This window comes from Afifella sp. H1R (genome assembly GCF_021462425.1).
GTDB lineage: Bacteria > Pseudomonadota > Alphaproteobacteria > Rhizobiales > Afifellaceae > Afifella > Afifella aestuarii.
The window spans coordinates 988,460-1,014,979 of record NZ_JAKEDY010000001.1; the positions used below are offsets into that span (position 1 = coordinate 988,460).

The following is a 26,520-nucleotide window of genomic DNA, read 5'->3' on the forward strand; positions in this document are numbered from 1 at the left end:
GGCGAAAGAGCCTAGAATTCGATCCCGACCTGCGCCTTCACGCCGGACCGGAACGGATGCTTTATCTGCGTCATCTCGGTGACGAGGTCGGCGGCCTCGATGAGCTCGTCCTTGGCGTTGCGGCCGGTCACGACGACATGCTTCATGGTCGGACGCGCCTCGATCACCTCGAGCACTTCCTCAAGCGGCAGATAATCGTAGCGCAGGACGATGTTGAGCTCGTCGAGGAGAACGAGATCGTGTTCTCCATCTTCGATCATCGCCTTGGCCTTTTCCCAGACCTCGCGCGCAGCGGCGATGTCATGCTCGCGATCCTGCGTCTCCCACGTGAAGCCCTCGCCCGTCGAGACCACGGTGATCTGATCGGAGAACTTCTCCAGAGCGTGGCGCTCGCCCGTGTCGCGCTTGCCCTTCACGAACTGCGCGATGCCGACTTTCATGCCGTTGCCGAGGGCGCGAAAGACGAGACCGAAGCCAGCCGTCGTCTTGCCCTTGCCCTTGCCCGTATGAACGACGAGAAGCCCCTTCTCGATCGTCTTGGTGGCGATGATCTTGTCACGCGCCTCTTTCTTCCGGCGCATCTTTTCGGCGTGCTTCTGGTTGAGCTCGTCCTCGCTCAGCTCTGCCTTGCTCATAAACTTCCTCCGTTCGCGAGCTCGTGAAGTTCGTTGTGGATCGAGTTGCGCCGCGGCGCCCACAGGCCGCGCTCGATCGCTTCGTTGAAACGCGCCGCGATCTCTTTCAACGCCGGCGCATTGTTGTCTGCCAGAAAGGCGCGCACATCCTCGTCTTCGAGGTAGGCGGCATAGAGCTGGTCGAAATGGTGGTGTTTGACCGCTGGCGTCGTGGCCGCGAAGGCGAAGAGATAATCGACCGTCGCCGCGATTTCGAAGGCGCCCTTGTAACCATGGCGCATGACGCCCTCGATCCATTTCGGATTGGCGGCACGCCCACGCACGACGCGTGCGAGTTCTTCATCGAGGCCACGGATCACCGGCCGCTCCGGACGCGAATGATCGTTGTGATAGGCTCTCGGCGCCGACCCTTTCAGCGTTTCGACGGCAGACGAGAGACCACCCTCGAACTGATAATAATCGTCGGAATCGAGAAGATCGTGCTCGCGGTTGTCCTGGTTCTGCACAATCGCATCGGTCGCCTTGAGCCGCCGCTCAAAGAGCTTCCGTGTGCGCTCGCCACCTTCACCCTCCGAACCGCCGCCATAGGCGTAGGACGACCATTCCAGGAACGCTGTGGCGAGATCTCCCCGCTCCTGCCAGATGCCTTCGTCGATCAGCGCCTGAAGGCCGGCACCGTAGGCTCCGGGCTTGGAACCGAAGACGCGGAAGGAGGCTGCCCGGCGCGCATCGTCCTCCGCCATCCCCGCCTCTCCCAACCGGGCGCTGTCCTGGCGGATGCGCGCGGCGATCGGATTGGCGTCTTCCGGTTCCTCGCGCTCCGAAACGGCCAGCACCGCCTGATGGAAGAGATCGATCTGATGCGGGAAGGCGTCACGGAAGAGGCCGGAGATCCGCAGCGTCACATCGATGCGCGGGCGACCGAGCTCCGAGAGCGGCACGACGTCGATGCCCGTCACACGCCCAGAGGCCTGCTCCCATACGGGACGCGTGCCAAGAAGCGCGAGCGCCTGGGCAATGTCGTCACCACCCGTGCGCATGTTCGACGTGCCCCAAACGGTGAGCGCCATCGCGGTCGGCCATTCTCCCTCGTCGGAGAAATAGCGCTCTGCCAGCAGCTGCGCCGAACGCCAGCCGAGATCGAAGGCGGCGCGCGACGGCACGCCCCGAACATCGACGGAATAAAAATTGCGTCCCGTCGGCAGGCAATCGGCGCGTCCGCGCGTCGGCGCGCCGGAAGGCCCGGGCGCCACGAAACGCCCCGACAGCGCAGCAAGCGTCGCGGCGATCTCGGCCCGGCCGGACCCATCGAGCGTCGGCGCGATCGCCTCGCGCAGTCGGGCCAACACCGCCTCGGTTTTTCGACCCGGCGTTTTGCAATGCAGAAGCGCAACATGGAACGCGTCGTCGGACGTCAGCTCGCCGGCCACGGACGTTACCGCCGGACCTCCGTCGACCACTTCCAGAACCCTTGCAGGTTCCGTTGACGGGCTGCCCGACTCGGCTGCGGGAACGAGCGCCTCCACGAGCGCCGCCGCAAAAATCTCCAGCCGCTCCACCGTGTCGCCGTTGGTACGCCAGGCTGCGTCCGTCAGATCCGCCAGGAGCTTTGGCCGTTTTCCTTCCCAGCGCTCATGCAGCACGCAATCGAGCGGGTCGAAGCGGAGACCGAAATCATCGGCGAGCGCGCGCAAAAGCGAGGCGTCACCCGCCTCGCCTCCGCCGCGGGGCACACGGGCGAGTGCGGCGAGCGTGTCGGTCCTCCGCCGCCCGGCCGGAGACTGACCCAGAATGTGCAGCCCGTCGCGAATCTGCAGCTCTTTCAGATCGCAGATCTGCTCGTCGAGCTTGAGAATGATTTCCTCGCGCGATTCCCTGCCCGACGCGATCCCGAGATCGGCCAGAAAACCTTCGCTTTCCGCGCGCTCCACGATCGCTTCGGCGACCTTTTTCGAGCGTCGCGGATCGACGAGGTCGGCGGCCGCATATTCGTCGATCAGATATTCAAGCTCGGCCGCCGCGCCGTGGCTTTCGGCGCGGGTCATCGGCGGCATCAGATGGTCGATGACGACCGCGGCCGCGCGCCGCTTCGCCTGCGCCCCTTCGCCCGGATCGTTGACGATGAAGGGATAGACGAGCGGCACGGGCCCGAGGGTTGCCTCGGGAAAGCAATCCTGTGACAGCGCAAGCGCCTTGCCCGGCAGCCACTCCTGGTTGCCATGCTTGCCCATATGCACGAGCGCATCGGCCGCGAATGAGCGCCGCAGAAAGGCATAAAAGGCGAAATAGCCATGCGGCGGCACGAGCGCCGGGTCATGATAGCTCGTCTTCGGATCGACGTTGTAGCCGCGCGCCGGCTGCACACCGATGACGACATGGCCAAAGCGATGCAGGGCGAGCGCAAAGGCACCTTCTTCGCCAGGATCGAAGAACGGATCGTCTTCAGCCCGCCCCCAGGCCGCCTCGACCTCGCTCTGCACGTTCTCCGGCAGCGCGCGGAAGAATTCTCGATAATCCTCGAGCGAAAGCCGCTCGCCGCCCGTGCGCTCGACCCGTCCGTCGATCGCGTTCGTGGGCCCGGCGAGGATCGTCTGCATCAAGGCCTCGCCCGTCTCGGGCGCGCCCTCGGTGTCATAGCCAGCCTCGGCCATCTCCGTCAGGAGCCGTACCGTCGATTCGGGTGCATCGAGACCGACGCCGTTTGCGAGCCGGCCATCCTTGTTCGGATAGTTCGACAGAACGATGCCGATATGTTTGGACGCGTTAGGCTTCGTCGAAAGCTGCGCCCAGGCCGCCGCGAGATCGGCGACGAAGGCGACGCGGTCTGCGAGCGGGCGATGCGCCATCGGCCGGCACTGCGTGCGCGGCTCGAACGCACCCTCTTCCTTGAACGAAATGGCCCGGGTGATGAGACGTCCGTCGACCTCCGGGAGCACCACGTTCATGGTGAGATCGGAGGGTGAGAGACCGCGCGGATGTTCACGCCAGATCGCTTCGGAGACGCCGGCGAACGTCACCTGAAGAACCGGCCGACTTCCGCCATCGAGAACGGTCTCGGCAGACGGATCGCCGGTCTTGCCGAGAGCAAAGGCGGTGGCGTTCAGGATGAGCGCAGGATCGTGCTCCTGAAACAGCCCCATTACGAACTCTTTGTCCGCCGCCGCCTTGAGGCTTGAGACGAAAACCGGAAGCGGCCGCAGTCCCCGTTCGGCAAGAGCCGTAGAAAGCGCTTCCACCGGCGCCGTCTGACCCGATTGCACGAGCGCACGATAGAAGACGATCGCCGCAGTCGGCACCTCGCCCTCAAACTTCCGCCCGCCCTCGTAAACGCCGAAAGCCGGCACCGTCTTCGGTGGCGGAGGCGCCTTGTCATACCCGAGAAGATGACCCGAGAACCGCAACGCGTTTTCGAAATTCTCCGCCCCGCCCTCGACCAGATAGGACCAGAGAAGCCGCGTTTCGTCGGCGCCGAGCGTGCCCTCGGCCGCAAGGTCGCCGTCCCATTTGGTATCGCCTGGCATCAACGCCACTTTGGCGCCTGAGCCGCGCGCGATCCGCAGCGTCTCCTCGACGCCGTAGCGCCAATAGCCGACGCCGCCGAGAAGCCGAACGACGATCAGCTTCGCCTCGGCCAGCACCTTCTCGACATAGAGATCGACCGAATAGGGATGCGCGAGCGACATCCAATTGGCGAGCCGAATGGCCGGAAAATCATCCGCCAGCCGGTTCGCCGCCGCAGCCAACCCGGCAATCTCGGTGTCGGCTGCGGAAAGGATGACGATGTCGCCCGGGCTCTGATCGAGATCGACCGCTTCGGAGGCCGCGTCGAGCCCCCGACTCTGGCCCTTGAAGATATGCAATTCAGCCTCCGAGGGCCTCCGTGACGGCCGCCCGATCGACATCGGACAGGCCGATCACCACGAGCTTCGGCTCGCCCGACGATTCACCGTTGCCGCGGTCGAACCAGCTCTCCAGCCTCTGACCCACGGCCTGGACGACCAGCGGCACCTTTTTGCCGTCGATCGCAAGGCGACCCTTGATGCGCAGAACGCCAGGCATGGCGAGCGCCTTGGTGATGCGTGCTTCGGCCTCGGCCTTGTCCGGCGCTGTCACGGCGATGCTGAAGGAATCGAAATCGTCGTGCTCGTGCTCCTCGCCTTCCATTTCATGGTGCGAAAGCCGGGTCTCGCTGTCGTCCTCCGCCCCGGCCCCGACGCCCAGGAGCACTTCGGGCGGCACGATGCCATGCGTGGCACGAATGAGCGACGCAGCGACGCGCTTGTCATCTCCGACGCGCTTTTCCACCCGCAGCATGCCCGCCTCATCGACGAGATCGCTCTTCGACAAGATGATGAGATCGGCACAGCGAAGCTGATCCTCGAACAATTCCTCGATCGGATCGTCATGATCGAGCGACTGGTCGGCTTCGCGTTGCGCGACGAGCTTCGCTTCGTCGCTCGCCATACGACCGGCCGCGACGGCCTCGGCATCGACGACGGTCACCACCCCATCGACGGTCACCCGGTCGCGGACAGCAGGCCAGGCAAAAGCTTTGACGAGCGGCTGTGGCAGAGCGAGCCCCGAGGTCTCGATGACGATGTGATCGGGCGCCTGGCCGCGTGCGAGGAGCCCCTCCATCGCCGGCAAAAAATCGTCCGCCACCGTGCAGCAGATGCAGCCGTTGGAGAGCTCGACGATATCCTCCTCACCGCAGGCGGGGCTGCCGCAATCGGAGAGAAGCCCGCCGTCGAAGCCCATATCGCCGAACTCGTTGACGATGAGGGCGATCTTTCTGCCGTTCGCATTTTCGAGGATGTGGCGAATGATCGTCGTCTTTCCGGCTCCAAGGAAGCCGGTGATGATCGTCGCGGGAATGCGTTCCGAAGCGTTTGTCATGAAGGAAGCTGTCCTTTCAGTGCCAGAGGCAGACCGGCCGCCATGAAGACGACCAGCTCCGCCGAGCGGGCGATTTCCTGGTTGAGACGGCCCTGCGCATCGCGGAAGCGACGAGCCAGGGCGTTATCGGGGACTATGCCGAGGCCGACCTCGTTGGAGACGAGGACGACGGGGCCTTTCGCCGCGGCGAGGGCTGCGCAGAGCTCGCGCGTACGCACGGCGAGGTCCTCTTCGGCGAACAAAATGTTGGAAAGCCAGAGTGTGAGGCAGTCGACGAGCAGGGCCCGATCCGGCGCGGCCTCCCCGGCGATGACGTCCGCAAGCGCGACCGGCTCCTCGACGGTGCGCCATGCCGGTCCGCGCCGGGCCCGATGTGCGGCGATGCGCTCACCCATCTCCGCATCGTCGTCTGCGGGAGGACACGTCGCGACGTAGACGGGGTTGAGCCCGCTTTCCTCCACGAGGCGTTCCGCATAGGCGCTTTTTCCCGAGCGGGCGCCGCCCAAAACGAGTGCCGTGGTTATCATGAGGATTTCGCGGAGCGTTTCCGCGCCAGATGCCAGGCCGACGACACGAGCGGTCGGATGCTTACCGTCCTGCCGGTCGCCATGACGGCCGCATGACCCACGGCCATGCCTTGAACGTGAGGAAACATGACTGCCTCAACGGCAGCGCGGCGAAGACGCGTTTTCTGAAAGATCAGGCGGCGGACACCGCCCGGGCATGGAAGCGAAACCGCTCTGCACGGTGCGCAGATCGTTGGCGATCAATGCGGCGCACCCGGCTCGAGCCCTGGATGGAATCGCCGACGGAAATGTTCCGGAACTTTGCATGCTATCCCCTTTGCCGTCCCTCCGACGGCGTTCGAGTTGCCCTGGTCCGGCAGGTCTCCTGGCTTGCGGGTCTCCGCCCTTCTGCGCCTTCCCGTTGCCGGTGGCTTATGCAGGGGGCTCGCCGCGTACAGTTGCGGGGGCAGCTGCGGATGAGGGATCCCGATCTGGGTCATCCTGTCGCATTCCCTTTTGATCCCCAGGTGCTGTGCACCATTCGGGAACCGGAACCATTTCAAAGACTAAACGGAATCGGAAGACTGTCGCAAGCGCGATTCCGCCGATCGCTCCGTTTCGCTCATGCGTGTATCGCCTGGCGAAACGAACGGCGTCTGCGAATCGATTTTGCCGGCAACGGCCACCTTCCCATTGCCATTTCCCGCGGGCGCGGCCACGTCGAATCGCCGCGCCACGCCCGGATAACGCGTGTAGATCCACACGGTGAACCGCCGCCGCCAGCGCCGCACCGCGGGAATATCGATCGACAACACGATCAGCCCGAGCGGCAGCATCCACAGGCCGAGCACCGGAAGGAAGGCGAAGAGACCGCCGAGAACCAGCAGAATCCCGATACCAACACGCAGAAGCGGGCTGTGCGGCAGAGGCATCTGCCGGCCAAAAAGATGGAGGCGCGAGCGCCGCTTCCTGTCGTTCTTTACCACTTCGGCTTCCTGCCTGTTTTGCATGCGTCAAAAATGGGCTGCGAAAGGATGCTTGCAATGCCCGATGAGTTTGGTATATCGCGCCCCAATTCCCCGGTAGCTCAGTTGGTAGAGCAAGCGGCTGTTAACCGCTGGGTCGCTGGTTCGAGTCCGGCCCGGGGAGCCACCTTCCTTCTCTTCTCATCCCACGATCTCGTCGAAACCGTGTCTTCACGGTGGGTGCCAAAACGGTGGGTGCCAAAAACTGTGAGCACCCGGACCGGCCTGGCCAGGGCAACGGCGCCTGGCCATTCACACGCCGCTCCCGCCTCCATCGACGCGAAGAAGATCGGAAACGATCGCCGTTCGACCTCGAAGGCGGGGTTCACGAGGCGATTCGCAACGCGCCGAGCCCTGCGCAGAATCAGACGTCTCCACGCAGCAGCGGATGCGCAAAATGCGATCGAACGCAGAGAGATTCGCGACGGTCGCTCACGCGCCATCAAAGTTGAAGCGAAAGCAACTTGATTGTTATCATATGTAACGGCGCACGATATTGTGCCGAAATGAAGTCTATTCATTTCGATTAGTTTTTCTGGACACAATATACAAGCTGGAATAAACGGATGGTCGATATTCTACATTGAGATACGCCCTCCCCCGATGCAATGACAAACTCCCCAAACCTCTCCAGCGACGAAGAGGCGTCCGCAGGACACGTTTTCCGTATCGCCGTCGGCGACGCTCTCGTCGTGATTCTGACTTTCCTCGTGATGTTCATGGGCGTCGGCCAGCTCAGCGCTGAAGCCGGTCTCAACGCCGTGCAGACCGCCTTGATGACCAGCCTCACGGTCGCCGCGCCCGCTCAGGCTGCCGCCATGCAGATCCTGACGAGCGAGGGCGCAACCGCCGGCGCCTGGGCCGCGGCCGTCGTCGCCGTCATCATCGTCAATCTCCGCTTCATCGTCATGGTCGCCTCGGTCCTGGCGCGCTTGCCTGAGACGACATTCTGGCGCGCTTTGGGAGGCGTCGGGCTGATTTCGGCGAGCTCCTTCGCCGTCATCCTCCCCCGCCTCATGGAGGAGCCGCCTCCACGACCGATTCTCTATTGCGGCATGGTCGGAGGCATGTGCTCGCTCTCCGCCGTCATCGGCGCCGTGACCGGCCATCAGCTCGCAGCCTCCGTGCCGGTCATCGTCGGCGCGACTTTGGGCGCCATGATCCCGATCTATTTCGCCACGCTGATCGCCCGCCAGAAGAAGCTGCGCCCGTTGATGGTGAACGCTCTCTTCGGCGCACTTCTCGTGCCGCTCGGCGTGCCCTTCATGGGCGCATCCGCGCTCCTCGTCCTGCCTCTCATCGTGGCAGGCCTCAGCATGCTGGTCGATCAAGGAAAACAAGGAAATGCCTGACGTTCTCTCTCACTGGCAGCTTTGGGCGGTGGCGGCCGGCGCCGGCCTTGGCACCCTGCTGTTGCGGCTCGTGCCGCTGTTTGCCCGAGAGGCGATCGGTGGCGAACGCATCCGCGAATTCTTCGACCGGGCAGGCTACGGCATTCTGGGCGGCATCGTCGCGACATCGGCTTTGCGCTCAGGCCAGGGCCTGTTTCACGGCGCACCCCTCGTCGGGTCGGTGGTCGCGATCGTCTGCGTGGTCATCGCCTTCACGATCGCCGTGTGGAAGGGCGGCACGATCGTGCCGACCCTTATCGGCCTTGCGGGTTTCGTGGCGGCCGGCCTCCTCTATCTTGGCTGACCGCCCCGTTCGCGCAAACGCGCCGTCTAGGCCGTCCGCTGAATGATCGGATAAGACCGCTTCACGGAAACCGCGATAATGGCGGCAAGACCGGCTTTGACGAGGTCACCCGGAATGAAGGTCGCCGAGGCGATCGCGGTCTTTGTCAGCGGCAGGCCGACATTGACCGCGGTCCACGGGATACCGATCGCATAAAGAACCACGATGCCGCCGAGCGCGCAGAAGACGAACGACGTGACCACATTGAGTCGGTTCCAGCCCCATTCGTGCAAAAGACCGACGGCGAAGGCAGCCGCGACCCAGCCGAAGAGGTAGCCGGCGGTCGGACCGAAGAAGACGCCGAGACCGCCGCGACCGGCGGCAAGGAGCGGCAATCCGACGGCGACGAGCGCGAGGAAGAGCAGGATCGACAGCGCGCCCCGACGCGCACCGAGGATGGCACCAGCCAGCATCGGTCCCATCGACTGAGCCGTGATGGGCACGCCGAGCAGCGGCAGCATCACCGGCGGGAAAATCCCCAGCGCAGCCATGAAGGCTGCGAACAGGGCGATATAGACTATGTCTTTAGTTGTGGTTCCGCGTCGTTGCATGACATCCTCGCATTGGACGTATTCGGTTCCAGGACGAAGCGCGGCGGCAGCTCGCCTTCGTCGCCGGAGTGATCACTGTAGGGTGAGCGCGCATCGATCGCATCGGCAACATCGCTCGCCATTCGAAGGGTCCGGACGATGAGCGGCAAGGCGAGCGCGACGGGATTGGCTCCAAGCCCCCTCGCCCGCTGCGCGTCGCGAATGTCGTTTGCCTGTTGGGCAATGACGGGGATGAACCGCAGCGCCAGAGAAAACGCGAGACCCACCTTGGCGGGATTGACGCCGAGACGCCGAAACGGCGTGAGCGCCCTTTCGACAGCCGCAATCAGCGCATCGGTGCGCGTCGTCAGGGTCACAAACGCGGCCAGAAGGATGAGCGTCGAGATCCGCAGGACGACGAGACCGGCGAGCTCCCATGACTGCCAGACGCCTTGGACGATGAAGAGGAGCACCAGCAGCCACAACAGCGGGCGCAATTGCTGGAACGCCTGCCTCTGCGAGATGCCTGCAAGCCGATAAAGGAGCAGCGTCGCGAGAAATGCGCCGGCGAGAACCGGAAGACTGCCGACGAGGACGAGCCCTGTGCCCGCCGCCGCCAGAACCAGGAGCTTGGCAGCCGCCGGCAGCTCATGCAGGAACGAGGATATGTCGCCGCGGGATCTCATTGCATACGCTCCACATAGCGCGCGAGGGCGGAATTCGGTTCATCGTCGGCAATCACCCTGCCCTGATCGAAGACGATGACGCGATCAAACGATTGAAGAAGCGGCAAGTCGTGCGTAACGACGATGACGGTCTCTTCCATCTCGTCGATGACCTTGGCAACCCGCCTGGCGTTGCGCAAATCGAGAAGCGTCGTCGGCTCGTCGAAAACGACACAATCGGGCCGCGTGATGAGGACACCCGCCAGCGCCAGAAGCTGCTTCTGTCCGCCGGACAGCGTGTGCGAGGGATGCGAGCGAAAGGGTCCGAGCCCGTAGCGGTCAAGCACCTCTTCGACGAGGGCGCCACGCTGGGCCGCGGGGAGCTTCAGCCCCTTGAGGCCGAACGCGACATCTTCTTCCACGATCGGGAAGACGATCTGATTGTCTGGATTCTGAAAAACAAAGCCCACCTTGCGACGGACCGCCTTGCCCGACTTGGCCGTATCGAGCCCGTCGACGAGAACCTGTCCGGAGGTGGGAATGAGAAGTCCGTTCAAGAGCCGGGCAAACGTGCTCTTGCCGGAACCATTGGAGCCGACGATCCCGATACGCTTCTCGTTCAGCGTCAGATCGATTCCCTTCAAGGCCTCGAAGGTCTCGAAGCGCTGATGAACCGCGCGGATCTCGATCGTCGTCATGATCTGCCCCTTGGAGCGTTGGCGCCGCCGGCATCTCTTTGAAGGAGACGAGCCGGCGGCTGCAGGTTCGGAACGCGAACGTCGTTCACATGTTCGTGCTCCGGAACCCTATTCGTAGCACCATCGCTTGAAACACTGTCTCAGGTGTCTCATTCTTAGGTGTGTTGCGCAGGATGAAACCCTGACTGGTCCTTCGGCAAAAGGTTCAACCAACCAGGGCGACGATCGCCGCGTAACCGAGTGACGGGACGACCAGGCAGCCAAAGCCCGTGTAGAACGTCGCCGTCATCGCACCATAAGGAACCAGCCGCGGATCGGTAGCAGCCAATCCGGCGGCTGTTCCGCTGGTCGTTCCCATGAGACCACCATACACAGCCGCTGCGGCCGGGTTGTTGAGGCCTGCCATCTTGGCAAGGAACGGGGTCAGGATCATCACGGAGATCGACTTCACCACGCCGGCGGCAACCGACAGGGCGATCACTTCCGAAGATGCGCCGAGAGCCGCACCGGTCACCGGACCGACGATGAACGTCGCCGCGCCGCCGCCGATCGTGGCCATGTCGACCGGGTTCGTGTAGCCGAACGCGTAAGCCGTAGCCGCACCGATCGCCGTCGACAGGATCATCGACACGACAAGAGCGACGACGCCAGGCACGCCGGCCTTCTTCAGCTCTTCAAGCTTCACGCCAAAGGCCGTGGCAACGATGGCGAAGTCACGGAAGACGCTGCCGCCCATCAGGCCGATACCTGCGAACAGGCCGACATCGGAGATGCCGTGCTTGCCACCGGTGTATTTGCCGCCGACGAACGCCAGGATCAGACCGATGACGATCGCGATCGCCGAAGCATGGATGCGGTTGTTGAAGATTTTGCCGATATAGGTCGACACCCACATGATGAGGCCGACGACGACGAAGGCAGTAACCAGAGGATATTTGGAGACTGCTTGTACCAGGATGTCCATGATTATTTGACCTCCTTCGCGGATTCAGGCACCGCGACGGTGGCGGCGGGAGCAGCATTGTCCGCGTCGAGGGGCGGAAGTGGATCACTCTTCGGGCTGAGAGCCGCGATCGGCCGGATCAGCAGGAAGCCGGCGAACACCGCGCCAAGTCCGGCGACAAAGGCGAGAGCGCCGGCGTCGAAAGCCGCGACGACGTTCTGGCGGGCGCACATCGCGACCACGATCGGGATGTACATTGCACTCCAGAACATGATGCCGTCCTGGGCCAGCTTGGAGAGCTGTTCTTTGTCCATAAGCTGGCGCGAGATGATGACGAGCAACAGCATCGCAATGCCGACGCCGCCCACATTCGCGTCAATGCCAACAAGATGACCGATCAGGTAACCGAGGCCGGTACCTACGATCATGCACCCGCCCATCAGGGCTAGTCCGTAAATCACCATTTCACTTACTCCAGAGTATCGGAGCCTTCGTTTGAGAGGGCGGCGCGACGCGCCGCCCCACGTCACTCAATCACTCGACGACCATCAGAACGGCGCCCGGCTTCAGGCGCTCGCCAACGGCAGCCGAAATCGACTTGACCGTGCCGTCGACCGGCGAAGGCGTGTTGTTTTTCATCTTCATCGCCTCAACCACTGCGAGGCTCTGACCCTTCGTCACCGTGTCTCCGACGGCGACCTCGATCGACACGACGGTCGACGGCATTTTCACTTTGATATCCATCATTCACTCCATTGGTTTTCGATGGTTTCGGTTGCGGGGACCTTGCAATTTTCCCCGGAACGCCCGGCAACAGAGGCGCTAATATTCACCTCATCAGACGAGCAACTCTGCAATTCAATTCGATCTATGAGCTCCACATCATTAATCGTTTTCGCAAGAAGAACTTCTCTTCCTGAAATATATTCGGAAATCTTGACGCCGATGGAACGATTAAATTCCAATTCGACATCGACCTTGACCCCGATCTCCCGCGAGATTGCCGCAAGAGACGCGTGAAAAGCTTGGAAATCCCCCCCGTGATCGGCATCGATGAGGAGATCGAGATCCGATTGAGGCCGCACATATGGAAGGCCCGTCATCGCAGCGAGCGCTGCCGATCCGATGAGACCGAGCCGGATCTCGAAGCGGCGGGCGAGCGAGAGCGCGACGCGCAAAGCCGCGTGCGGCGGAGGAAAACGCAGAGCCGCTCGCTCCATCACCTCGTAGGGTGACAGGAAAGACGCGACCTGTTCTGGCTCGACCAGGACCGAGCTCCTCACCCGTTCTTCGCCGATGCGCAGCGGGAAAGAGAAGCCAAGTTGACCCTGCTCGTCCGTGCAAGCCCTGGTCGGACGGCAGACGATGCCGGGAATCCGATCCGTCAGGAACCCATGCAGGACCGCCGCTTCGGTGGTGTGATCGCGCATCGTGTGCGGCAGACCTTCCACAATGGCGGGCGCGAGCACCTGACGGGCATCAGGATGGAGATAAGCGAGGAAATGGCGCCGGTTCAGCATGATCAGCGCCTCTTGATCCAGGCAGGATCCGCCTTCGCGGTCTTCTGCAAATTGGCCTGGGCCTCAACCAGTACATCGAAGAGGCGGGTCTTCTCGGGTCCGACGATCTCGACGCCGGCCTGTGTGGCAGCATCGCCGAGCGAAAGACCGGGGATGAGTTTGAGACGGGTCGCAGGAGCGCCGACCACGACATCCGGCGCCACTTTCACGACGCGGCCTTTGATCCGCAAAATCGTGCGCGCCGCCTTCTCGACGGTCTCGGCAGCCATTGCCGTCGTGTGGGTGACGATGACTTCATATTCCGGATAGGTGCGCTCGCGGCGATAGGTGATGATTTCACCCGCGCGATCGCACACATGGCCGGACTGCGAGATGATGAAGCTGTCGCCCATCGGCAGACCGCCGACGACAAGTTCGCGGTACGAAGGCCCGCGGGGCGATGCGACGAGACTGATGTCATCGCGCAGCGGCACGCCATCGAGGGTCAGCCAGCCGAATTCCTGGCAGCCATAAAGGTCGTGGACGGTGTAACCGAAACGTTCCGCAACCGGCAGCAGGCCTTCGTCGAGCGGCGTGCCGGCCGTGAGGAGGACAGCCCCCTCGGGCAATTCGTCCTTCAGTCCAAGCGGACCAGCCTGTTCCAGGCTTGCCCGCAGGAAAGAAGATTCTCCAAGGATAATCGAAGGCTTTTCCCGGCAGGCCGCAACAAGAAAGGCGTCGCGGCTCGAGCGCTTCAGGAAACTCCATTCCACCCCGCATTGGCGCAGCGCCTCTGCGGAGAAGACATTGACGAGAGGCGGATAGCTGACGAGCATCCGCGCTCCAGGCCCGGACCCAAGTCTTTCGAACAGGGTCCGGGCCACCGCGCAGCGGCCGGAAATCTCGCCATGGACCACGCCGACGATATTCTGGAACGCCGAAGAGCCTGTCGTGAAAGTGAGATACGCCAGATTGAAAGGCGTATGCACCTCCTCGATGACATGGGCGGCGGTAGGACCGTCGATACCCTTGTCCGCCAATGTCCGCCGCGGCATCTCCTCCAAAGTCGGAGCTGTGCCGAAAGCGTCCAGGGCTGCTTCGAGAACCGTCAAATCGTCAGACATGGTCGTCGTCCCTTTTGGGTCGTCAGCGAGATGGAGCGTATTTCTCGGCGACTGCTGCGAACTCTTGGTTCATCAGCTTGATCACTTCGGGCCGGACTTTGCGGCCTTCACGCTCTGCACCGAGCTGTCCCCGGCCCCACGGGCCGAGCTTGTCGGCTTCACCGGCCGCCTTGGCGGCACGGATCGCCTTGATGTGCTCGATGATCGTCGGACGCATGCCGTCGATCGTTCCGACCAGTTCCTCGACGCCACCAAGGGCGTAGAAGAAGCGCGGGCCGGCGGCGAAGACGGGATTGCCCTTCGACAATTCCTGCAGCGTCTCGAGGTCCTTGCGGATGATGCGCGACACCGAGGTGAGCGGCATCACGTGGATCATCGTGCCGAAATTCGCATCGAGCGACACGATGTGGTCCGCCTGCAGCCCGTGGCACAGGAAGGCGCCCGAGATCGCCCGGCCGATGACCATGGCAACGATCGGATGACCCGCGAGCCGAGCCTCGGCGAGCGCCAGCTGATAGGCCCCGGTCGCCTTGTTCATGCCGAAGATCTCTTCGACCTTGCCCGGACCGTTTCCTGGGGTGTCGACGATGAGCACGAGCGGACGCTTCTCGGCGACCGGCTTGGCCTTGTCGGCTTCGAGGGAGGCATAGACGGCCTGCGCCATCTTGTAGCCCTCCTCCATGCCGATGATGCCGGCATAGACGACAGGGAACTTCTCGTTGAAGGCGTTGGCGTCTGAGGCGATGATCGTCACCGCCTCGCCGTTGAGGGCTGCTGTTCCGACAACGGCACCCGGACCGAATTCGGGATCGTCGAAGGTTTTGGCACCGATGGTGCCCTCGTTGAAGCTGTCGGCATCGACGATCATGTCGATCGCGTCCCGACCTCTTCCCATCATGGTCTCAGTGGCTTCCATGATTGTCTCCTGATTAAGGGATTTGTGACCGGGCTCAGACCGACAGCCGCTTCACGTCGGCGATGAAATCGTCGAGCGGAATGTCGGTGAGAGCGACGGGATCGGGATTGCCGGCTTTCGCCCAGACGTCACGGGCATCCTGCGGCTGCATCTCGGCAGCGAGCGCGACGGCACGCAGCTGGCGTTCGACGGCCTCGGGCGAGCCGATGCGGCGCATCTTTTCAAATTCCGAAACCGGAAGAACGGCGAGCTTGGCAACGGCATCGCGGAAGGCGCCGATCGTGTTGTGCACGAGGACGTTGCAATCGCCCATGATGTATTTGTGGCGACCGCCCGTGGTGCGGAAGACGAGCGCACGATCGGAAGAATCGAATTCTTCCTTGCCCATCTCCTGTTCGATGACCTCAGGACCGGTCAGGCCAAGGCGTCCGAACTCGCTCATTACGATGGCGTCCGTCGCAGCCGCGACAAAGCCCATGCCACCAAAGCAACCGACCTTCGAGCCGATGAGCGTGATGACCGGCACCTTGTGGCGTGCCTTCTGCAACTGGTCCATCACCTCGGCATGGGCGAGAAGGCCCGCATTCGATTCATGCAGGCGCACGCCGCCGGTTTCGAAAGAGATGACGACGACCGGCTTCTCCTCGTCGGAGATGTTCGGATAGTCCGCCACCAGCTTGTCGTGGAATTCGATGGCGAGACGGATGGTGTTGACCATCTTCGCGCCACCGACCTCGCCGACGGAACCGCCGATGAAGCGGCCTTCCTGCGAGATGACGAAAACCGGGGTCTTGCCGATCTTGCCAACAGCGGTGACGATCCCGTCGTCGAATTCGACGGCTTCGCCCAAGACTTCCAGGTGCGGGCTGTAGAACCTGTCGAACGGACCCGCGAGTTCTGTGTAGGTGCCCTCGTCGACCAGGCCGACGGCCCGGGCGCGCGCATCAGATTCCAGGAAGCTCTGCTCCTGAAGATCATTCCATTTCGGCATCAGATCTCTCCTTACTCGCCGGTCGCTTCCGCAAAGCCCTGGCGCAGGCGCAGCAGGACCACGGCAGGCGTGGCGTTGTTGTCGTTGATCTCGAGGTGGACATCGCCGAGGAGCGTTTCGGAGACGAACTTCTCCACCACGCGCTTCCACAGGTCGTCGAAGCCAGCGACGGGGGTGACGATGCGGACCGAGACGGCGCCCTTCAGATCCTTGGGCTCCATCAGGACTTCCATGTCGCCCGAACCGACGACGCCGAGATGGATCGGCGTGTCGATCGAATGCGTCACCTCATCGAGCTTGAGGTCGAATTCCAAGGTATTCAAAGCCATGATTCAAAGGTCCTTCGTCACCAGTTGCGGAACCGGGCCGGCGGGTTGTAGAGGCCGCCCGACCAGCTCACGAGGTCGCGGATGTTGCGGGCTGCGAGCAGCGAGCGGTTGGCACGGGAGCGATCGACACCCAGGTCTTCCGGCGTCTTGACGATGCCGGCTTCACGCAGCTGCCGGGTTTCGTCCGGATTGGCCTTGAGGCCGATCTCGGTGTAGCCGGCGACCGCGCGGATGGCGGCCATGCGCGCTTCGATGTCCGCGCAGCGGTTGAGGTAGGCGATGCCTTCCTCGGTCACGACATGGGTCAGGTCGTCGCCGTAGATCATCACCGGCGGCAGATCGAGCTTGGCGTTCTCAGCCAGCTTCCAGGCGTCGAGCTCTTCCACGAACACAGGCGCCCTGCCCTCGCCGAACGTTTCGACACCCTGCACCACCAGGCGCTTGCCGCGAGGCATGTTGCCGATCTGACGATCGAGCGTCGGCATTTCCTTGCCAACCTTCAGCCAGCTGTCGGTCACGTGACGACGGCCCTTGGCATCGCAACCCATGTTCGGTGCGCCACCGAAGCCCGCCACGCGCGACGCGGTCGCAGTGGAGGAATTGCCGTATTTGTCGATCTGCAGCGTGCCGCCGATGAACATGTCGAGGGCGTAGTGGCCGGCGGTCTGTGCGTAAGCGCGGTTGGAGCGCAGCGTACCGTCCGGACCCGTGAAGAAGACGTCCGGCCGCGCCGCAACGTATTTCTCCATGCCGAGCTCACCGCCGAAGCAGTGGATCGTATCGACCCAGCCCGATTCGATCGCCGGGATCATCGTCGGATGCGGGTTGAGGATCATATGCGTGCAGGCTTTGCCCTTGAGGCCGAGCTCTTCGCCGTAAGTCGGCAGAAGCAGTTCGATGGCCGACGTCAGGAAGCCGATGCCATGGTTGATCCGCTTGACCTCGTATTCGGCGTAGATGCCTTTGAGGCACAGCATCGCGAGGAGGATCTGGCTTTCCGTGACGAGAGCCGGATCACGGGTGAACAACGGTTCGATAAAGAACGGCTTCGGCGACTGCACGACGCCGTCGATCCAGTCGGCCGGGATGTCGACGCGCGGCAGCGTATCGACGATTTCGTTCACCTGGGCGATCACGATGCCCTGACGGAACTTCGTCGCCTCGACGATGGTCGGCGTGTCTTCGGTGTTGAAGCCGGTGTAGAGGTTGCCCTGCCGGTCCGCCTTGTAGGCGCAGATCAGAGACACTTTCGGCGTCAGGTCGAGGAAGTAGCGGCCGAAGAGCTCGAGATACGTATGGATGGCGCCGAGTTCGAGCTTGCCTTCGCTGATGAACTTGGCGACGCGGCCGGCCTGCGGTCCACCGAATGCGAAGTCGAGCTTCTTGGCGATGCCGTTCTCAAACAGGTCGAGATGGACCGGAAGCGGCACGGCCGACTGCACCATGTGCAGATCGTGGATCCTCGACTTGTCCACCTTGTTGAGGCATTCGGCCAGGAAGTCGGCCTGCTTCTGATTGTTGCCTTCGATGTTGACGCGGTCGCCGGCGCGGATCACCGCTTCAAGCAGCGCGACCGTATCCTCCGGCTTGAACTGCTTTCCCGGACCAATGTACCGGGAGGCAGCCTCCAACCTCTCTGCAGTATCTGCAGAGCGGCGGTCCCACTTCTTTTCTGTAGAGTTAGTGGACATGGAACAACCTCTGTTTCCTTTTATTAGCGTGAAATGCTCGCAATAGCGGGCGAATGACACGCTTCTCCGTAGTAGAAGCGGTGTAGAGAGCCGCTTCCGTCTCGAATACTTAAGCTGCCATCAGCGCCGAGGTCGGTTGCGACGCCTCGGCAGCGCGCATCGCCAGCGTCGAAGGAGATCTCCCGCCCGATGGTGCAGGAGCGTGCGATCCAGGCGCGGCGAATGGGGTCGAAGCCCTCGTCTTCCCAGCGCTTCATCCAGCGCTCGACCGAGGCGAGAACCGCCGAGAGCACCGCTTCGGAATCGATCGTCCGACCGGCTTCGATCGCGAGAGATGTGGCGATATTTTCAAGGACCGGCGGGAAGTCGGAGGCCGCGATGTTCACGTTGAGGCCGATACCGGCAATCACGTGAGCCATGTCCCCTTCCGGGGTCAGGACGAGTTCGCACAGGATGCCGCAAAGCTTGCGACCGTCGACGAGGATATCGTTTGGCCATTTGAGCTCGGCCGCAACACCGGTCGCCTGCACGATGGCCTCAGCGACGGCCACACCCAGCACGAGGGTCAGCTGGGAGACTTCTTCAACCGGCCGTGTCGGCCGCAACAGCAGTGACAGAGCGAAACCCTTGCCCGGCTCTGAAAACCAGAAACGCTTGCCCTTCCCCCGACCCGCCGTCTGATGCGCCGCCACCACCGCGAGACCTGGCGCCACCCCTTCGGCAGCGAGATCCCGGATGAGCCGGTTCGTCGAATCGACGGCAGAGATCCGGTAGATTGGGTCGATCCCACCGCTCCGACGCTCGACACCGCAATGACTTGCGAGGTCGGCAGGCGTGGCAGCGAGGGCGAAGAAGGTGGACATGGTTTCGTCCGGAGTGAGGGTTTCGATGCTTTGAAAGGTGGCGTCCGGTGTCTGCAGGGTTGGGGGGCGCGCAGACACCGGACGCTCCGTCATCCGACCAGGCCGATCGTCGAAGCGAAGACGCCGACGGCGATGGCGGAGACGATGACGCCGCAGATCGAAGCGCCCATGGCCAGAGGCATAATCATGGCGTAGGGGCTTGCTTCGAAGGCGCAGCGTTGGGCGATTTTGGCGGTGGACGGCATGCAGGAGACACCTGCGATGCCTGTCGCCGGGTTGTACTTGCCCTTGCTCAGGAGCCAGACCAGCCAGCCGCCACCGATGCCGCCGAGGGCGGAGACGGCGAGCGCCGTGATGCCGAGGACGAGCAGGATGGCCACCCGCGGATCAAGCAGGGTCGAAGCCTCGCAAAGCACGCCAAGCACAAGGCCGAGGAACAGGGTCGACCCGTAGGTGATCGTGTTCTCCAGGAGCTTCTGGTAGGGCTCGATCTCGGCTTCCTTGATCGCAACGCCCATGAAGAAGGACAGGATCAACGGAGAGGCCACCGGCAGGAGCAGGCAGAGGAGTCCCGCAGCAACGATGGTGAAGATGAACTTCGCCTGCGGGGAGACGTCAGGGAAGTCGATCTCGACCTCGATGCCACGGTACTTCTCAGGCACCAGCCAGCGCACAAGGTACGGATAGCCGGCGTAGCACAGCGACAGGTAGAGATAGGCGATGATGGAGATCGGGACGAAGAGGTCCTTCGCCATGATCAGCGAGGCAAACAGCACCATCGGGCCGTCAGCGCCGCCGATCGTGCCGACTGCAGCCGCCTGCCCCGGCGTCAGGCCGAAGTAGTATCCAATCACCAGCGTGACGAAGGTGCCGAGCTCGGCGCAGATCGCAACCGTGATCGAGGCCCAGGGCCGCGCCAGGATGAAGGAGATATCGGCCATCGTGCCGATACCCATGAAGAGCATGCAGGCGACGAGCGAGTTCACGAAGGTGAAGTTGTAGATCGGCTGCAGAAAGTTGATCTGCATGATGTCGACCAGCGGCCCCGTCTCAGAGACCATCGGTGCGATAATCAGAGTGCCGATCTTGCCGGCCTCCAGGAACATGACGCCGGCGTTGACCGCCATCATGCCGAGGCCCATCGGCACCATGATCAACGGCTCGAGCGTGCGCTTGAAACCGAGATAGGCGAGCGTGAAGCCGAGAATGATCAGGCCGATGCGCGAAAACGCGATAACCGGATCCTGAATGAAGAGCGTCCCGATGCCCGGGAAGATGCTAAGAAGTTGGTGTAACATGGTTTCGCCGGTTTATTCGGAAGGCTGAGAGAGAAATTTGGAGATGCCGACGATCACGCCGATCACGCCAAAAGCGATGACTGCGGTGATGAGGTAGGCCATCCCGGCATAGAGAATGATGTTCATGAGATCCTCGGGGGGTTGGGGGAATGACCCGCCATGAGGGGCCGGTCGGTGAAAGCGGCTCCGGGGGCAGGATGGCCGCTCAAGAGCGCATCGACGCCAAAGGTGATGGCCAGAAGATCGGCCGAGCCTCCGGGGCTGATATTTCGGGTGATGCATGCCGCATCGAGACGGCGGATCGCGGCCATGCCGGCCTCGCTCAGCGCCCCGCCGAGACGAAGCACCTCGCGGGCTTCCGCACGGACGAAGTCGAGCGCCGCAAAGCCGCCGCGCCACAGAAGCGTTGTGTCTTCGGCGACAGCCATCAAAGAGATGAGGGTGTGAATGAGAGCCGTTTGGACAGACACTCCCTTTTCACGCGCCGCCTGGAAGGCCGGCAGCCCGGCTTCGGCGACGGTCGGAAAGCCTGCCTCCACTTCGCCGCGGATGCCTTGGACACCGTAGCGCTGATAGAGCCACTCGCCGGCGGTCGCCGGCTCGCGATCGTCAAGGCTGCAGAGCTCGCGGGCGCAAAGCCCATCGACCATCAAGGCGGCAGTCGCGAAGAGAGCATCGGCGCTCATGGCCGCCGGCTCGCGCGCCAGCAGACCAGCCGCAGCGCTCAAAATACCGGCGGAGAAGAGAAAACCGCGTTGTGTGTTGACGCCGCCGGTGGCGGCGAGAAGCAGGCCTTCATAATGGGAACCAATGGCGCGCACGACCGGGAGAAGGCTGCCCACCTGCCCTTCATGACGTTGGCCGGCATCGGCACATTGAAAAAAGCAGGGAGCGATCGCGGCCGAGGACACCATGAAGGTGGAGATGTCCATGTCGCGGTGTGCGCCGTTGGAGCGGGCCGTTACGAGGCCGGGCTTCGGATGGGTTGCGACTTCGAGCAAAGCGCCGGCGAGGAATGCCGATCCGATGCGCCAGGCAACGGCGCTTACGCCGGCTTCGAAAGCGGGGGTCTGCTCCGGATTGTTCGCGGTAACTTGCTGAGGGGCTTGCATAATCTCGTACTCATTTCGCCTCCCCAGGCTGCGCTTTGATGACGGTCGTAGCTTGCGCAAAGCCTGCATCGGCGATTTCGCCGCGTCCGAACGTCGCTCGTAGCGGGCGGCGCGAGGGCGCAATTCCCCGTTGACCCCAAGCGCCCGTAAGCGCCGAAAGCCGCAAGGAGATTCAGGAGTTCACCGGCACGGAGAACACTGAGTCACTGGTGAGGAATGGGTTTGAGCAAAGGATGGAACGAACTCCCCGAAGGGGCGCCCAAGCTGCTCCAGTCACGAGATCACACGCCCCAGAGGGGCTCTGAAGATAGGTGCTCACCTCCGCGAAGCGGTCGGCGTCACCCCTGATCACTGTATCACTAGCTCTCGAAAGAGCAGTACATCTCCGCCAAGCGGAGCATCACATGGCCCGAAGGCCCGCCGGGTTCCCGTATCGGTACCCCCGACTTAAGTCGTATATCTCACTATGGAGCCGAAGAGTCCAGACCTCTGTCAGGCCAAGGGTTGCGGCAAAATGGCATCATTATAAGCGAGACGTACAAATATAGATTATTCTTTTATCTCAGATACTTAGATTGACGATCACAAAGATTTTTGGCAGATCGACCGCCCTCTGGCGGAGTTGTGCAGGCAGTGAATTTCGACTTCTAAGACGTATTCTAAATATCTGAAAACGCGACGTTTTCACTGCTCGTCAGCCGCAAATTGAACACGATTGAGATCGTCGTTTATAATTTTGCACGTACAATCACGTGAACAGAAATCGCCGCGCTCCCTCGCGCCCGCATGTCGCCGGGCGCCTCGCTTCGGCAGAACAGACCGGCACGATCTGCGCAATGGACCGGTGTGGCGCAGCGAATGGCCCGCACCTTATCGAGGCAGCATCCGCTCCGAGCCGGCGCACGTCCGTCCACAAAAGGTGGGCCGAGAGAATGCCTCTTCCCATCGAGACGGACGGAGGCGAGTTCAACCGACGATCAGGTCTTTCACGCGTCGGTACGGGATCTCCAGCGAAACGAGGCCGCTGAAGACGGAGGGGATTCCCAAACTGGGACCGTGAAGCGGACTACGCAGAGCGCGGTCTCCCCCGCCCGCGCCACGCGGATCCAGAAAGCGTCAGGCTCCGCCCCTAGAGATGCATGACCCCAAAACCCATACGCTCATGGTTCGTTTCGGGGTGGAAAGCCGATTCGCCGTGCGCAGCGATGGCAAGCCATCTTCCGTCGGAAACGATAGCCACCTTGAGCTTCAGGCTCGATTCGGCCGCGACGTCCGAGCTGACGCCCTTCAGGCATTCGAGACCCGCATGGATGACGGCGTGGATTTCGTTGTGATGGTGGTGAATGATGTGGCTCTGAAGAGCGCAGGCGACGAGCGACTTCACGAATGTCTTTGTCACATCCGTGCGGATACCGCTGACAAAGGTGATGCCGAGCTTCAAGCGCGTGCTCGCAGCGATATACTGCTTGAAGACTTCTTCCTCCTCGCGCGAGCTGATCGCAGCAATGATCGCGACCTTACCCAGACGGTCAGGATTGATGTCCATTGGGGGAGTTCCTTGTGCGAGAACATGCCCGGCCCGCGATAACCCAAGGTTATCCCGCGAAACCCTTCCGCTATGCTGCCCCCCAAGGCGTGCAGTCGGGCCGGTGCCGGGAGGCATCTCGATAGGGCGTCACTTGGTTCCAGTAAACCCTAAAGATCGCTCCAGGCTTGCAATCGAGATTGTCCTTTACGACGCGTGCGAGGGGCATAAATGTGAACACAGACACCCCCGAGCGAAGGTGCATTCGCCTGCGCTATCCCCATAACTCTGCGGCGCCGACCCCTGTTCCGCCGCAAGCGCAAGACGCGAGGAGACTCTATGCCCGCTGCCATCACACCGTCCGTGCTGGAAACGATCGGCAACACACCGCTTTTGCGGCTCCGACACGCATCGGAGATGACCGGCTGCGAAATCCTTGCCAAAGCCGAGTTTCTCAACCCGGGCCAGTCGGTCAAAGACCGAGCCGCCCTTGGCATTATCCGCGATGCGGAAAAGCGGGGATTGTTGCAGCCGGGTGGGACCATCGTCGAAGGGACAGCCGGCAATACGGGGATCGGGCTCGCCCTCGTTGCGAAAGCGCTTGGCTACCGCGCCGTCATCGTCATCCCGCAAACGCAGTCTGAGGAGAAAAAACAGGCCCTTCGTCTGCATGGCGCGCGCCTGCTCGAGGTCCCTGCCGTGCCTTACCGCAACCCCAACAACTACATCAAAGTGTCGGGCCGGCTTGCCGAGAGGCTCGCCGCAGAGGAGCCCAACGGAGCGATCTGGGCCAATCAGTTCGACAACACCGCCAACCGCAACGCCCATATCGAGACGACGGGTCCGGAAATCTGGCGGCAGACGGATGGCAAGCTCGACGGATTCATCTGTGCCGTCGGCACGGGTGGCACGCTCGCCGGATGCGGCATGGCGCTGAAAGAGCGGGACAGCTCGATCAAGATCGGGCTCGCCGATCCCGACGGCGCAGCCTTGTTCAATTACTATGCCCATGGCGAGCTCAAATCCTCCGGCTCATCCATCACGGAGGGCATCGGCCAGGGGCGGATCACGGCCAACCTCGAAGGCGCGACCGTCGATATGCCCTTCAACATTCCCGATTCGGAAGCGATGACCGTCCTCTTCGGCCTCGTCGAGAAGGAAGGGCTGTGCCTGGGCGGTTCGTCGGGGATCAATGTCGCGGGGGCCATCCGCATGGCCCGCGAGCTGGGTCCGGGCCATCGTATCGTGACCATTCTGTGCGACCATGGCGCACGTTACGCCACGAAATTGTTCAATCCCGACTTCCTGCGCGCTAAGAACCTGCCTGTGCCGACTTGGCTGTCACAGCCGCCGGCGATCGATATTCCATTCGAGGAGATGCCCGAGTGAGTGGGCCGACTGAACTTCTCTTTCGCGACGATGCCTATCTGAAGGAATGCGAGGCGGAGGTTGTCGCCATCAACGATCGTGGCGGCGTCATCCTGGATAAGACCGTTTTCTACGCCACCGGTGGTGGCCAACCGGGCGACACCGGACGCCTTCTCTTCGCCGACGGAGAGGTGGCGATCGGCACCACCGTCTATGGCGAAGACAAATCTGAGATCGTGCATGTGCCGGCTGGCGAGACAAAGCTCCCTTTAGTGGGCGAGCGTGTGAAGCTCCTCCTCGACTGGGACCGCCGTCACGCGCATATGCGTATGCACACCGCCCTGCATCTCCTCTGCTCGCTGATCGCCTTCCCTGTGACAGGAGGATCGATCGGAGCGTCGGAAAGCCGGCTCGATTTCGATATCGCCGAGGCGGATGCCATCGACAAAGACGCGCTGACCGATGCGCTCAACGAACTCGTGAAAGCTGACCACGCCGTGACAACACGCTGGATTACGGATGAAGAACTCGCCGACAACCCGGACCTCGTTCGGACCATGAGCGTGAAGCCGCCGACCGGCTCCGGCAAGGTTCGGCTCGTGGCGATTGGCGCCGATGGTTCAGTCGATCTTCAGCCCTGTGGCGGCACCCATGTGCGCTCCACCGGAGAGATCGGCGCGCTCAAGATCGGCAAGATCGAGAAGAAGGGCCGCCAGAACCGCCGAATCCGTCTGCAGCTGGCGAGCTGACGATGGGCACCATGCTGGTCAGTCCCAAGTGGCTCAACGAGCACCTTGCCGACGAAAAGGTGAAAGTAATCGACGCCTCCTGGTACCTCCCCGCCCATGCGCGCGATGCCAAGGCGGAGTACGGGGCCGGACATATACCCGGTGCGGTCTATTTCGACATCGACCGGATCGCCGATCCCGACACGGACCTGCCGCACATGCTGCCGAGCCGCGAAGCTTTCGCAGAAGCGGCAGGAAAGCTCGGACTGTCGGAGAAAGATACGATCATCGTCTACGACGGGATGGGCTGCTTCTCCGCGCCGCGTGTGTGGTGGACGCTCAAGATCTTCGGCGCCGCCGATGTGCGGCTCCTCGAGGGCGGCCTGCCGGCCTGGCGCGCGGCGGGACTGCCGCTGGAGACGGAAACACCGTCGCCTCCCGAAACCACCTTTAACGTCCGGTTCGACCGTGACGCGGTTGCCGATCTCGAGCGGGTCCGCAATGCGATCGCCAACAAGAATGCGCAGGTGGTCGATGCACGCCCCGCGCCGCGTTTCAGCGGCGAAGCGGCCGAACCGCGCCCCGGTCTCAAGAGCGGCCACATGCCAGGCTCTTTCAATCTGCCTTTCGGCGCGCTTTTCGCGGAAGACGGCAAAAGCCTGGCCGAACCAGGCACCATCCGTCGACTTTTCGAGCAGGCCGGCGTCGACTGGCACAGACCCATCATCACATCCTGCGGCTCGGGCGTCACGGCCGCCGTCTTGAGCTTCGCGCTGGCCACTGCGGGCAAGCGGGATGTGGCCCTTTACGATGGTTCGTGGGCGGAATGGGGCGGCAGAACCGATACGCCCATCGAACGGGGAAGCGAATGACGCGTCTGGTGCCGACGACCATCACGGATCTGCGGATGAGTGCGCCTCCGCGACACCTTCCCCCGCCCCCGGCCGGCATTCGTCTTGCGCTGATGCGTGCCGAAAACTGCCCCTTGCATTTCTACCGATATCTCTACGCCACGATTGGTCGGAGCTATCTCTGGGTCGAGCGGCACGGGCTCGACGATGCGACCTTGGCCGAGCGCATCCACGGCGAGGGTATCGAAGTCTGGGTGCTTTACGGGAATGGTGCACCGGCCGGCTTTTTCGAGCTCAACTTCGCCGACCCCACGACTGTCGACCTCGTCTATTTCGGTCTCATGCCCGACTGGAAGGGGCGCCGCATCGGGCCCTGGCTCCTTGGCACCGCCGTCAACGAAGCTTTTTCGCGCGGCGCGGAAGCGGTGACTGTGAATACCTGCACGATGGATCACCCGGCAGCTTTGCCGCTTTACCAGCGCCTCGGATTCGAGGCCGTGGGCCGGCGGGAGCATCAGCTTCCGGTCCCGGAAGGCTTCACCCTGCCGAGTCACGTCCCGCCCGCGAATTCACCGTAAGAGGGAACAATTCGC

At 62.7% G+C, this 26,520-nt stretch carries 27 protein-coding genes, 1 tRNA gene and 1 riboswitch; of the genes, 7 read left to right on the forward strand and 21 right to left on the reverse strand.

The window, feature by feature from the left end:
- Positions 1-11: 11 nt before the first annotated feature.
- The 5 genes from cobO to L0F51_RS20120 all read right to left on the reverse strand — a co-directional run bounded on the left by cobO (position 12) and on the right by L0F51_RS20120 (position 7,023).
- Positions 12-635 (reverse strand): cob(I)yrinic acid a,c-diamide adenosyltransferase, encoded by a 624-nt coding sequence (cobO, locus tag L0F51_RS04660; protein WP_234628154.1) that lies wholly within the window; start codon positions 633-635, stop codon positions 12-14.
- Entirely contained in the window at positions 632-4,495 is a 3,864-nt protein-coding gene (cobN, locus tag L0F51_RS04665; protein ID WP_234628155.1) for a cobaltochelatase subunit CobN, read from the reverse strand. Before cobN ends, cobO begins: the two co-directional genes overlap by 4 nt.
- Before the next feature lies 1 nt (position 4,496).
- The gene (cobW, locus tag L0F51_RS04670) at positions 4,497-5,531 is read right to left on the reverse strand and encodes a cobalamin biosynthesis protein CobW (protein ID WP_234628156.1); all 1,035 of its coding nucleotides are present in this window, start codon (positions 5,529-5,531) and stop codon (positions 4,497-4,499) included.
- Positions 5,528-6,058: a bifunctional adenosylcobinamide kinase/adenosylcobinamide-phosphate guanylyltransferase gene (gene cobU, locus L0F51_RS04675; protein ID WP_234628157.1), complete on the reverse strand. Its 531-nt coding sequence runs from the start codon at positions 6,056-6,058 to the stop codon at positions 5,528-5,530. Before cobU ends, cobW begins: the two co-directional genes overlap by 4 nt.
- A 336-nt stretch (positions 6,059-6,394) precedes the next feature.
- A riboswitch (cobalamin riboswitch) is annotated at positions 6,395-6,605 on the reverse strand.
- Complete coding sequence (locus L0F51_RS20120; RefSeq protein WP_370642309.1) at positions 6,604-7,023, reverse strand: hypothetical protein; 420 nt, start codon at positions 7,021-7,023, stop codon at positions 6,604-6,606. It overlaps the preceding riboswitch by 2 nt.
- 90 nt (positions 7,024-7,113) lie before the next feature.
- Here L0F51_RS20120 and L0F51_RS04685 point away from each other — a divergent pair.
- From L0F51_RS04685 to L0F51_RS04695, 3 genes are all read left to right on the forward strand, one after another.
- Positions 7,114-7,189: transfer RNA gene (locus L0F51_RS04685), tRNA-Asn, on the forward strand.
- Between the two features lie 481 nt (positions 7,190-7,670).
- Positions 7,671-8,414, forward strand: coding sequence for an AzlC family ABC transporter permease (locus L0F51_RS04690; protein WP_234628158.1), 744 nt, complete (start codon positions 7,671-7,673; stop codon positions 8,412-8,414).
- Positions 8,407-8,757 (forward strand): AzlD domain-containing protein, encoded by a 351-nt coding sequence (locus tag L0F51_RS04695; protein ID WP_234628159.1) that lies wholly within the window; start codon positions 8,407-8,409, stop codon positions 8,755-8,757. Before L0F51_RS04690 ends, L0F51_RS04695 begins: the two co-directional genes overlap by 8 nt.
- A gap of 26 nt (positions 8,758-8,783) precedes the next feature.
- Here L0F51_RS04695 and L0F51_RS04700 read toward each other — a convergent pair whose 3' ends face one another.
- The 16 genes from L0F51_RS04700 to L0F51_RS04775 form a co-directional block, all read right to left on the reverse strand.
- Complete coding sequence (locus L0F51_RS04700; RefSeq protein ID WP_234628160.1) at positions 8,784-9,287, reverse strand: biotin transporter BioY; 504 nt, start codon at positions 9,285-9,287, stop codon at positions 8,784-8,786.
- Between the two features lie 26 nt (positions 9,288-9,313).
- Entirely contained in the window at positions 9,314-10,012 is a 699-nt protein-coding gene (locus L0F51_RS04705) for an energy-coupling factor transporter transmembrane protein EcfT (protein WP_234628161.1), read from the reverse strand.
- Complete coding sequence (locus L0F51_RS04710) at positions 10,009-10,689, reverse strand: energy-coupling factor ABC transporter ATP-binding protein (RefSeq protein ID WP_234628162.1); 681 nt, start codon at positions 10,687-10,689, stop codon at positions 10,009-10,011. The genes L0F51_RS04705 and L0F51_RS04710 overlap by 4 nt, the downstream gene beginning before the upstream one ends.
- A 205-nt stretch (positions 10,690-10,894) precedes the next feature.
- On the reverse strand, positions 10,895-11,656 hold the full coding sequence (gene madM / locus L0F51_RS04715; protein WP_128294177.1) for a malonate transporter subunit MadM: 762 nt from the start codon (positions 11,654-11,656) through the stop codon (positions 10,895-10,897).
- Complete coding sequence (gene madL / locus L0F51_RS04720; protein WP_092816082.1) at positions 11,656-12,096, reverse strand: malonate transporter subunit MadL; 441 nt, start codon at positions 12,094-12,096, stop codon at positions 11,656-11,658. The genes madM and madL overlap by 1 nt, the downstream gene beginning before the upstream one ends.
- A gap of 70 nt (positions 12,097-12,166) precedes the next feature.
- The gene (locus L0F51_RS04725) at positions 12,167-12,379 is read right to left on the reverse strand and encodes a biotin/lipoyl-containing protein (protein WP_234628163.1); all 213 of its coding nucleotides are present in this window, start codon (positions 12,377-12,379) and stop codon (positions 12,167-12,169) included.
- A complete protein-coding gene (gene mdcG, locus L0F51_RS04730) occupies positions 12,376-13,152 on the reverse strand; it encodes a malonate decarboxylase holo-[acyl-carrier-protein] synthase (protein WP_255701281.1) in 777 nt (258 codons plus the stop codon). Before mdcG ends, L0F51_RS04725 begins: the two co-directional genes overlap by 4 nt.
- A gap of 2 nt (positions 13,153-13,154) precedes the next feature.
- The gene (locus L0F51_RS04735; RefSeq protein ID WP_234628165.1) at positions 13,155-14,255 is read right to left on the reverse strand and encodes an acyl carrier protein; all 1,101 of its coding nucleotides are present in this window, start codon (positions 14,253-14,255) and stop codon (positions 13,155-13,157) included.
- 22 nt (positions 14,256-14,277) lie between these two features.
- Positions 14,278-15,171: a biotin-independent malonate decarboxylase subunit gamma gene (gene mdcE / locus L0F51_RS04740; RefSeq protein WP_234628166.1), complete on the reverse strand. Its 894-nt coding sequence runs from the start codon at positions 15,169-15,171 to the stop codon at positions 14,278-14,280.
- 34 nt (positions 15,172-15,205) lie between these two features.
- Positions 15,206-16,162 (reverse strand): biotin-independent malonate decarboxylase subunit beta, encoded by a 957-nt coding sequence (locus L0F51_RS04745; RefSeq protein WP_234628167.1) that lies wholly within the window; start codon positions 16,160-16,162, stop codon positions 15,206-15,208.
- 11 nt (positions 16,163-16,173) lie between these two features.
- Positions 16,174-16,491 (reverse strand): malonate decarboxylase acyl carrier protein, encoded by a 318-nt coding sequence (gene mdcC / locus L0F51_RS04750; RefSeq protein ID WP_128294183.1) that lies wholly within the window; start codon positions 16,489-16,491, stop codon positions 16,174-16,176.
- A 17-nt stretch (positions 16,492-16,508) separates the two neighbouring features.
- Positions 16,509-18,182: a malonate decarboxylase subunit alpha gene (gene mdcA, locus L0F51_RS04755; RefSeq protein ID WP_128294184.1), complete on the reverse strand. Its 1,674-nt coding sequence runs from the start codon at positions 18,180-18,182 to the stop codon at positions 16,509-16,511.
- Positions 18,183-18,205: 23 nt separating this feature from the next.
- Positions 18,206-19,123, reverse strand: coding sequence for a biotin--[acetyl-CoA-carboxylase] ligase (locus L0F51_RS04760; protein WP_234628168.1), 918 nt, complete (start codon positions 19,121-19,123; stop codon positions 18,206-18,208).
- Positions 19,124-19,134: 11 nt separating this feature from the next.
- Positions 19,135-20,343, reverse strand: a complete 1,209-nt coding sequence (madB, locus tag L0F51_RS04765; protein WP_234628169.1) for a Na+-transporting malonate decarboxylase, carboxybiotin decarboxylase subunit — start codon at positions 20,341-20,343, stop codon at positions 19,135-19,137.
- 122 nt (positions 20,344-20,465) lie between these two features.
- Positions 20,466-21,455 carry a triphosphoribosyl-dephospho-CoA synthase MdcB gene (gene mdcB / locus L0F51_RS04770; protein WP_234628170.1) on the reverse strand — a complete coding sequence of 330 codons (990 nt, stop codon included), beginning with the start codon at positions 21,453-21,455 and terminating at the stop codon, positions 20,466-20,468.
- Positions 21,456-22,584: 1,129 nt separating this feature from the next.
- Positions 22,585-23,001: a HutP family protein gene (locus L0F51_RS04775; protein WP_092816060.1), complete on the reverse strand. Its 417-nt coding sequence runs from the start codon at positions 22,999-23,001 to the stop codon at positions 22,585-22,587.
- Between the two features lie 318 nt (positions 23,002-23,319).
- On the opposite strand from L0F51_RS04775, the gene L0F51_RS04780 reads away from it, so the two are divergent.
- From L0F51_RS04780 to L0F51_RS04795, 4 genes are read left to right on the forward strand one after another with little or no spacing between them, the layout of a single operon-like run.
- Positions 23,320-24,369 carry a cysteine synthase A gene (locus L0F51_RS04780; RefSeq protein ID WP_234628171.1) on the forward strand — a complete coding sequence of 350 codons (1,050 nt, stop codon included), beginning with the start codon at positions 23,320-23,322 and terminating at the stop codon, positions 24,367-24,369.
- Positions 24,366-25,097, forward strand: coding sequence for an alanyl-tRNA editing protein (locus L0F51_RS04785; protein WP_234628172.1), 732 nt, complete (start codon positions 24,366-24,368; stop codon positions 25,095-25,097). The genes L0F51_RS04780 and L0F51_RS04785 overlap by 4 nt, the downstream gene beginning before the upstream one ends.
- A 2-nt stretch (positions 25,098-25,099) precedes the next feature.
- Entirely contained in the window at positions 25,100-25,948 is an 849-nt protein-coding gene (gene sseA / locus L0F51_RS04790) for a 3-mercaptopyruvate sulfurtransferase (protein ID WP_370642310.1), read from the forward strand.
- Positions 25,945-26,505 (forward strand): GNAT family N-acetyltransferase, encoded by a 561-nt coding sequence (locus tag L0F51_RS04795; RefSeq protein ID WP_234628174.1) that lies wholly within the window; start codon positions 25,945-25,947, stop codon positions 26,503-26,505. The genes sseA and L0F51_RS04795 overlap by 4 nt, the downstream gene beginning before the upstream one ends.
- Positions 26,506-26,520: the final 15 nt, after the last annotated feature.

What these genes read in the sequence shown, in the direction of transcription:
- cobO (WP_234628154.1), bottom strand. Translation starts at nt 635, where the DNA reads ATGAGCAAGGCAGAGCTGAGCGAGGACGAGCTCAACCAGAAGCACGCC.
- cobW (WP_234628156.1), bottom strand. Translation starts at nt 5,531, where the DNA reads ATGACAAACGCTTCGGAACGCATTCCCGCGACGATCATCACCGGCTTC.
- cobU (WP_234628157.1), bottom strand. Translation starts at nt 6,058, where the DNA reads ATGATAACCACGGCACTCGTTTTGGGCGGCGCCCGCTCGGGAAAAAGC.
- L0F51_RS04690 (WP_234628158.1), top strand. Translation starts at nt 7,671, where the DNA reads ATGACAAACTCCCCAAACCTCTCCAGCGACGAAGAGGCGTCCGCAGGA.
- L0F51_RS04695 (WP_234628159.1), top strand. Translation starts at nt 8,407, where the DNA reads ATGCCTGACGTTCTCTCTCACTGGCAGCTTTGGGCGGTGGCGGCCGGC.
- L0F51_RS04700 (WP_234628160.1), bottom strand. Translation starts at nt 9,287, where the DNA reads ATGGCTGCGCTGGGGATTTTCCCGCCGGTGATGCTGCCGCTGCTCGGC.
- L0F51_RS04705 (WP_234628161.1), bottom strand. Translation starts at nt 10,012, where the DNA reads ATGAGATCCCGCGGCGACATATCCTCGTTCCTGCATGAGCTGCCGGCG.
- L0F51_RS04710 (WP_234628162.1), bottom strand. Translation starts at nt 10,689, where the DNA reads ATGACGACGATCGAGATCCGCGCGGTTCATCAGCGCTTCGAGACCTTC.
- madL (WP_092816082.1), bottom strand. Translation starts at nt 12,096, where the DNA reads ATGGTGATTTACGGACTAGCCCTGATGGGCGGGTGCATGATCGTAGGT.
- L0F51_RS04725 (WP_234628163.1), bottom strand. Translation starts at nt 12,379, where the DNA reads ATGATGGATATCAAAGTGAAAATGCCGTCGACCGTCGTGTCGATCGAG.
- mdcG (WP_255701281.1), bottom strand. Translation starts at nt 13,152, where the DNA reads ATGCTGAACCGGCGCCATTTCCTCGCTTATCTCCATCCTGATGCCCGT.
- L0F51_RS04735 (WP_234628165.1), bottom strand. Translation starts at nt 14,255, where the DNA reads ATGTCTGACGATTTGACGGTTCTCGAAGCAGCCCTGGACGCTTTCGGC.
- mdcE (WP_234628166.1), bottom strand. Translation starts at nt 15,171, where the DNA reads ATGGAAGCCACTGAGACCATGATGGGAAGAGGTCGGGACGCGATCGAC.
- L0F51_RS04745 (WP_234628167.1), bottom strand. Translation starts at nt 16,162, where the DNA reads ATGCCGAAATGGAATGATCTTCAGGAGCAGAGCTTCCTGGAATCTGAT.
- mdcC (WP_128294183.1), bottom strand. Translation starts at nt 16,491, where the DNA reads ATGGCTTTGAATACCTTGGAATTCGACCTCAAGCTCGATGAGGTGACG.
- mdcA (WP_128294184.1), bottom strand. Translation starts at nt 18,182, where the DNA reads ATGTCCACTAACTCTACAGAAAAGAAGTGGGACCGCCGCTCTGCAGAT.
- madB (WP_234628169.1), bottom strand. Translation starts at nt 20,343, where the DNA reads ATGTTACACCAACTTCTTAGCATCTTCCCGGGCATCGGGACGCTCTTC.
- mdcB (WP_234628170.1), bottom strand. Translation starts at nt 21,455, where the DNA reads ATGCAAGCCCCTCAGCAAGTTACCGCGAACAATCCGGAGCAGACCCCC.
- L0F51_RS04775 (WP_092816060.1), bottom strand. Translation starts at nt 23,001, where the DNA reads ATGGACATCAATCCTGACCGTCTGGGTAAGGTCGCGATCATTGCTGCG.
- L0F51_RS04780 (WP_234628171.1), top strand. Translation starts at nt 23,320, where the DNA reads ATGCCCGCTGCCATCACACCGTCCGTGCTGGAAACGATCGGCAACACA.
- sseA (WP_370642310.1), top strand. Translation starts at nt 25,100, where the DNA reads ATGGGCACCATGCTGGTCAGTCCCAAGTGGCTCAACGAGCACCTTGCC.
- L0F51_RS04795 (WP_234628174.1), top strand. Translation starts at nt 25,945, where the DNA reads ATGACGCGTCTGGTGCCGACGACCATCACGGATCTGCGGATGAGTGCG.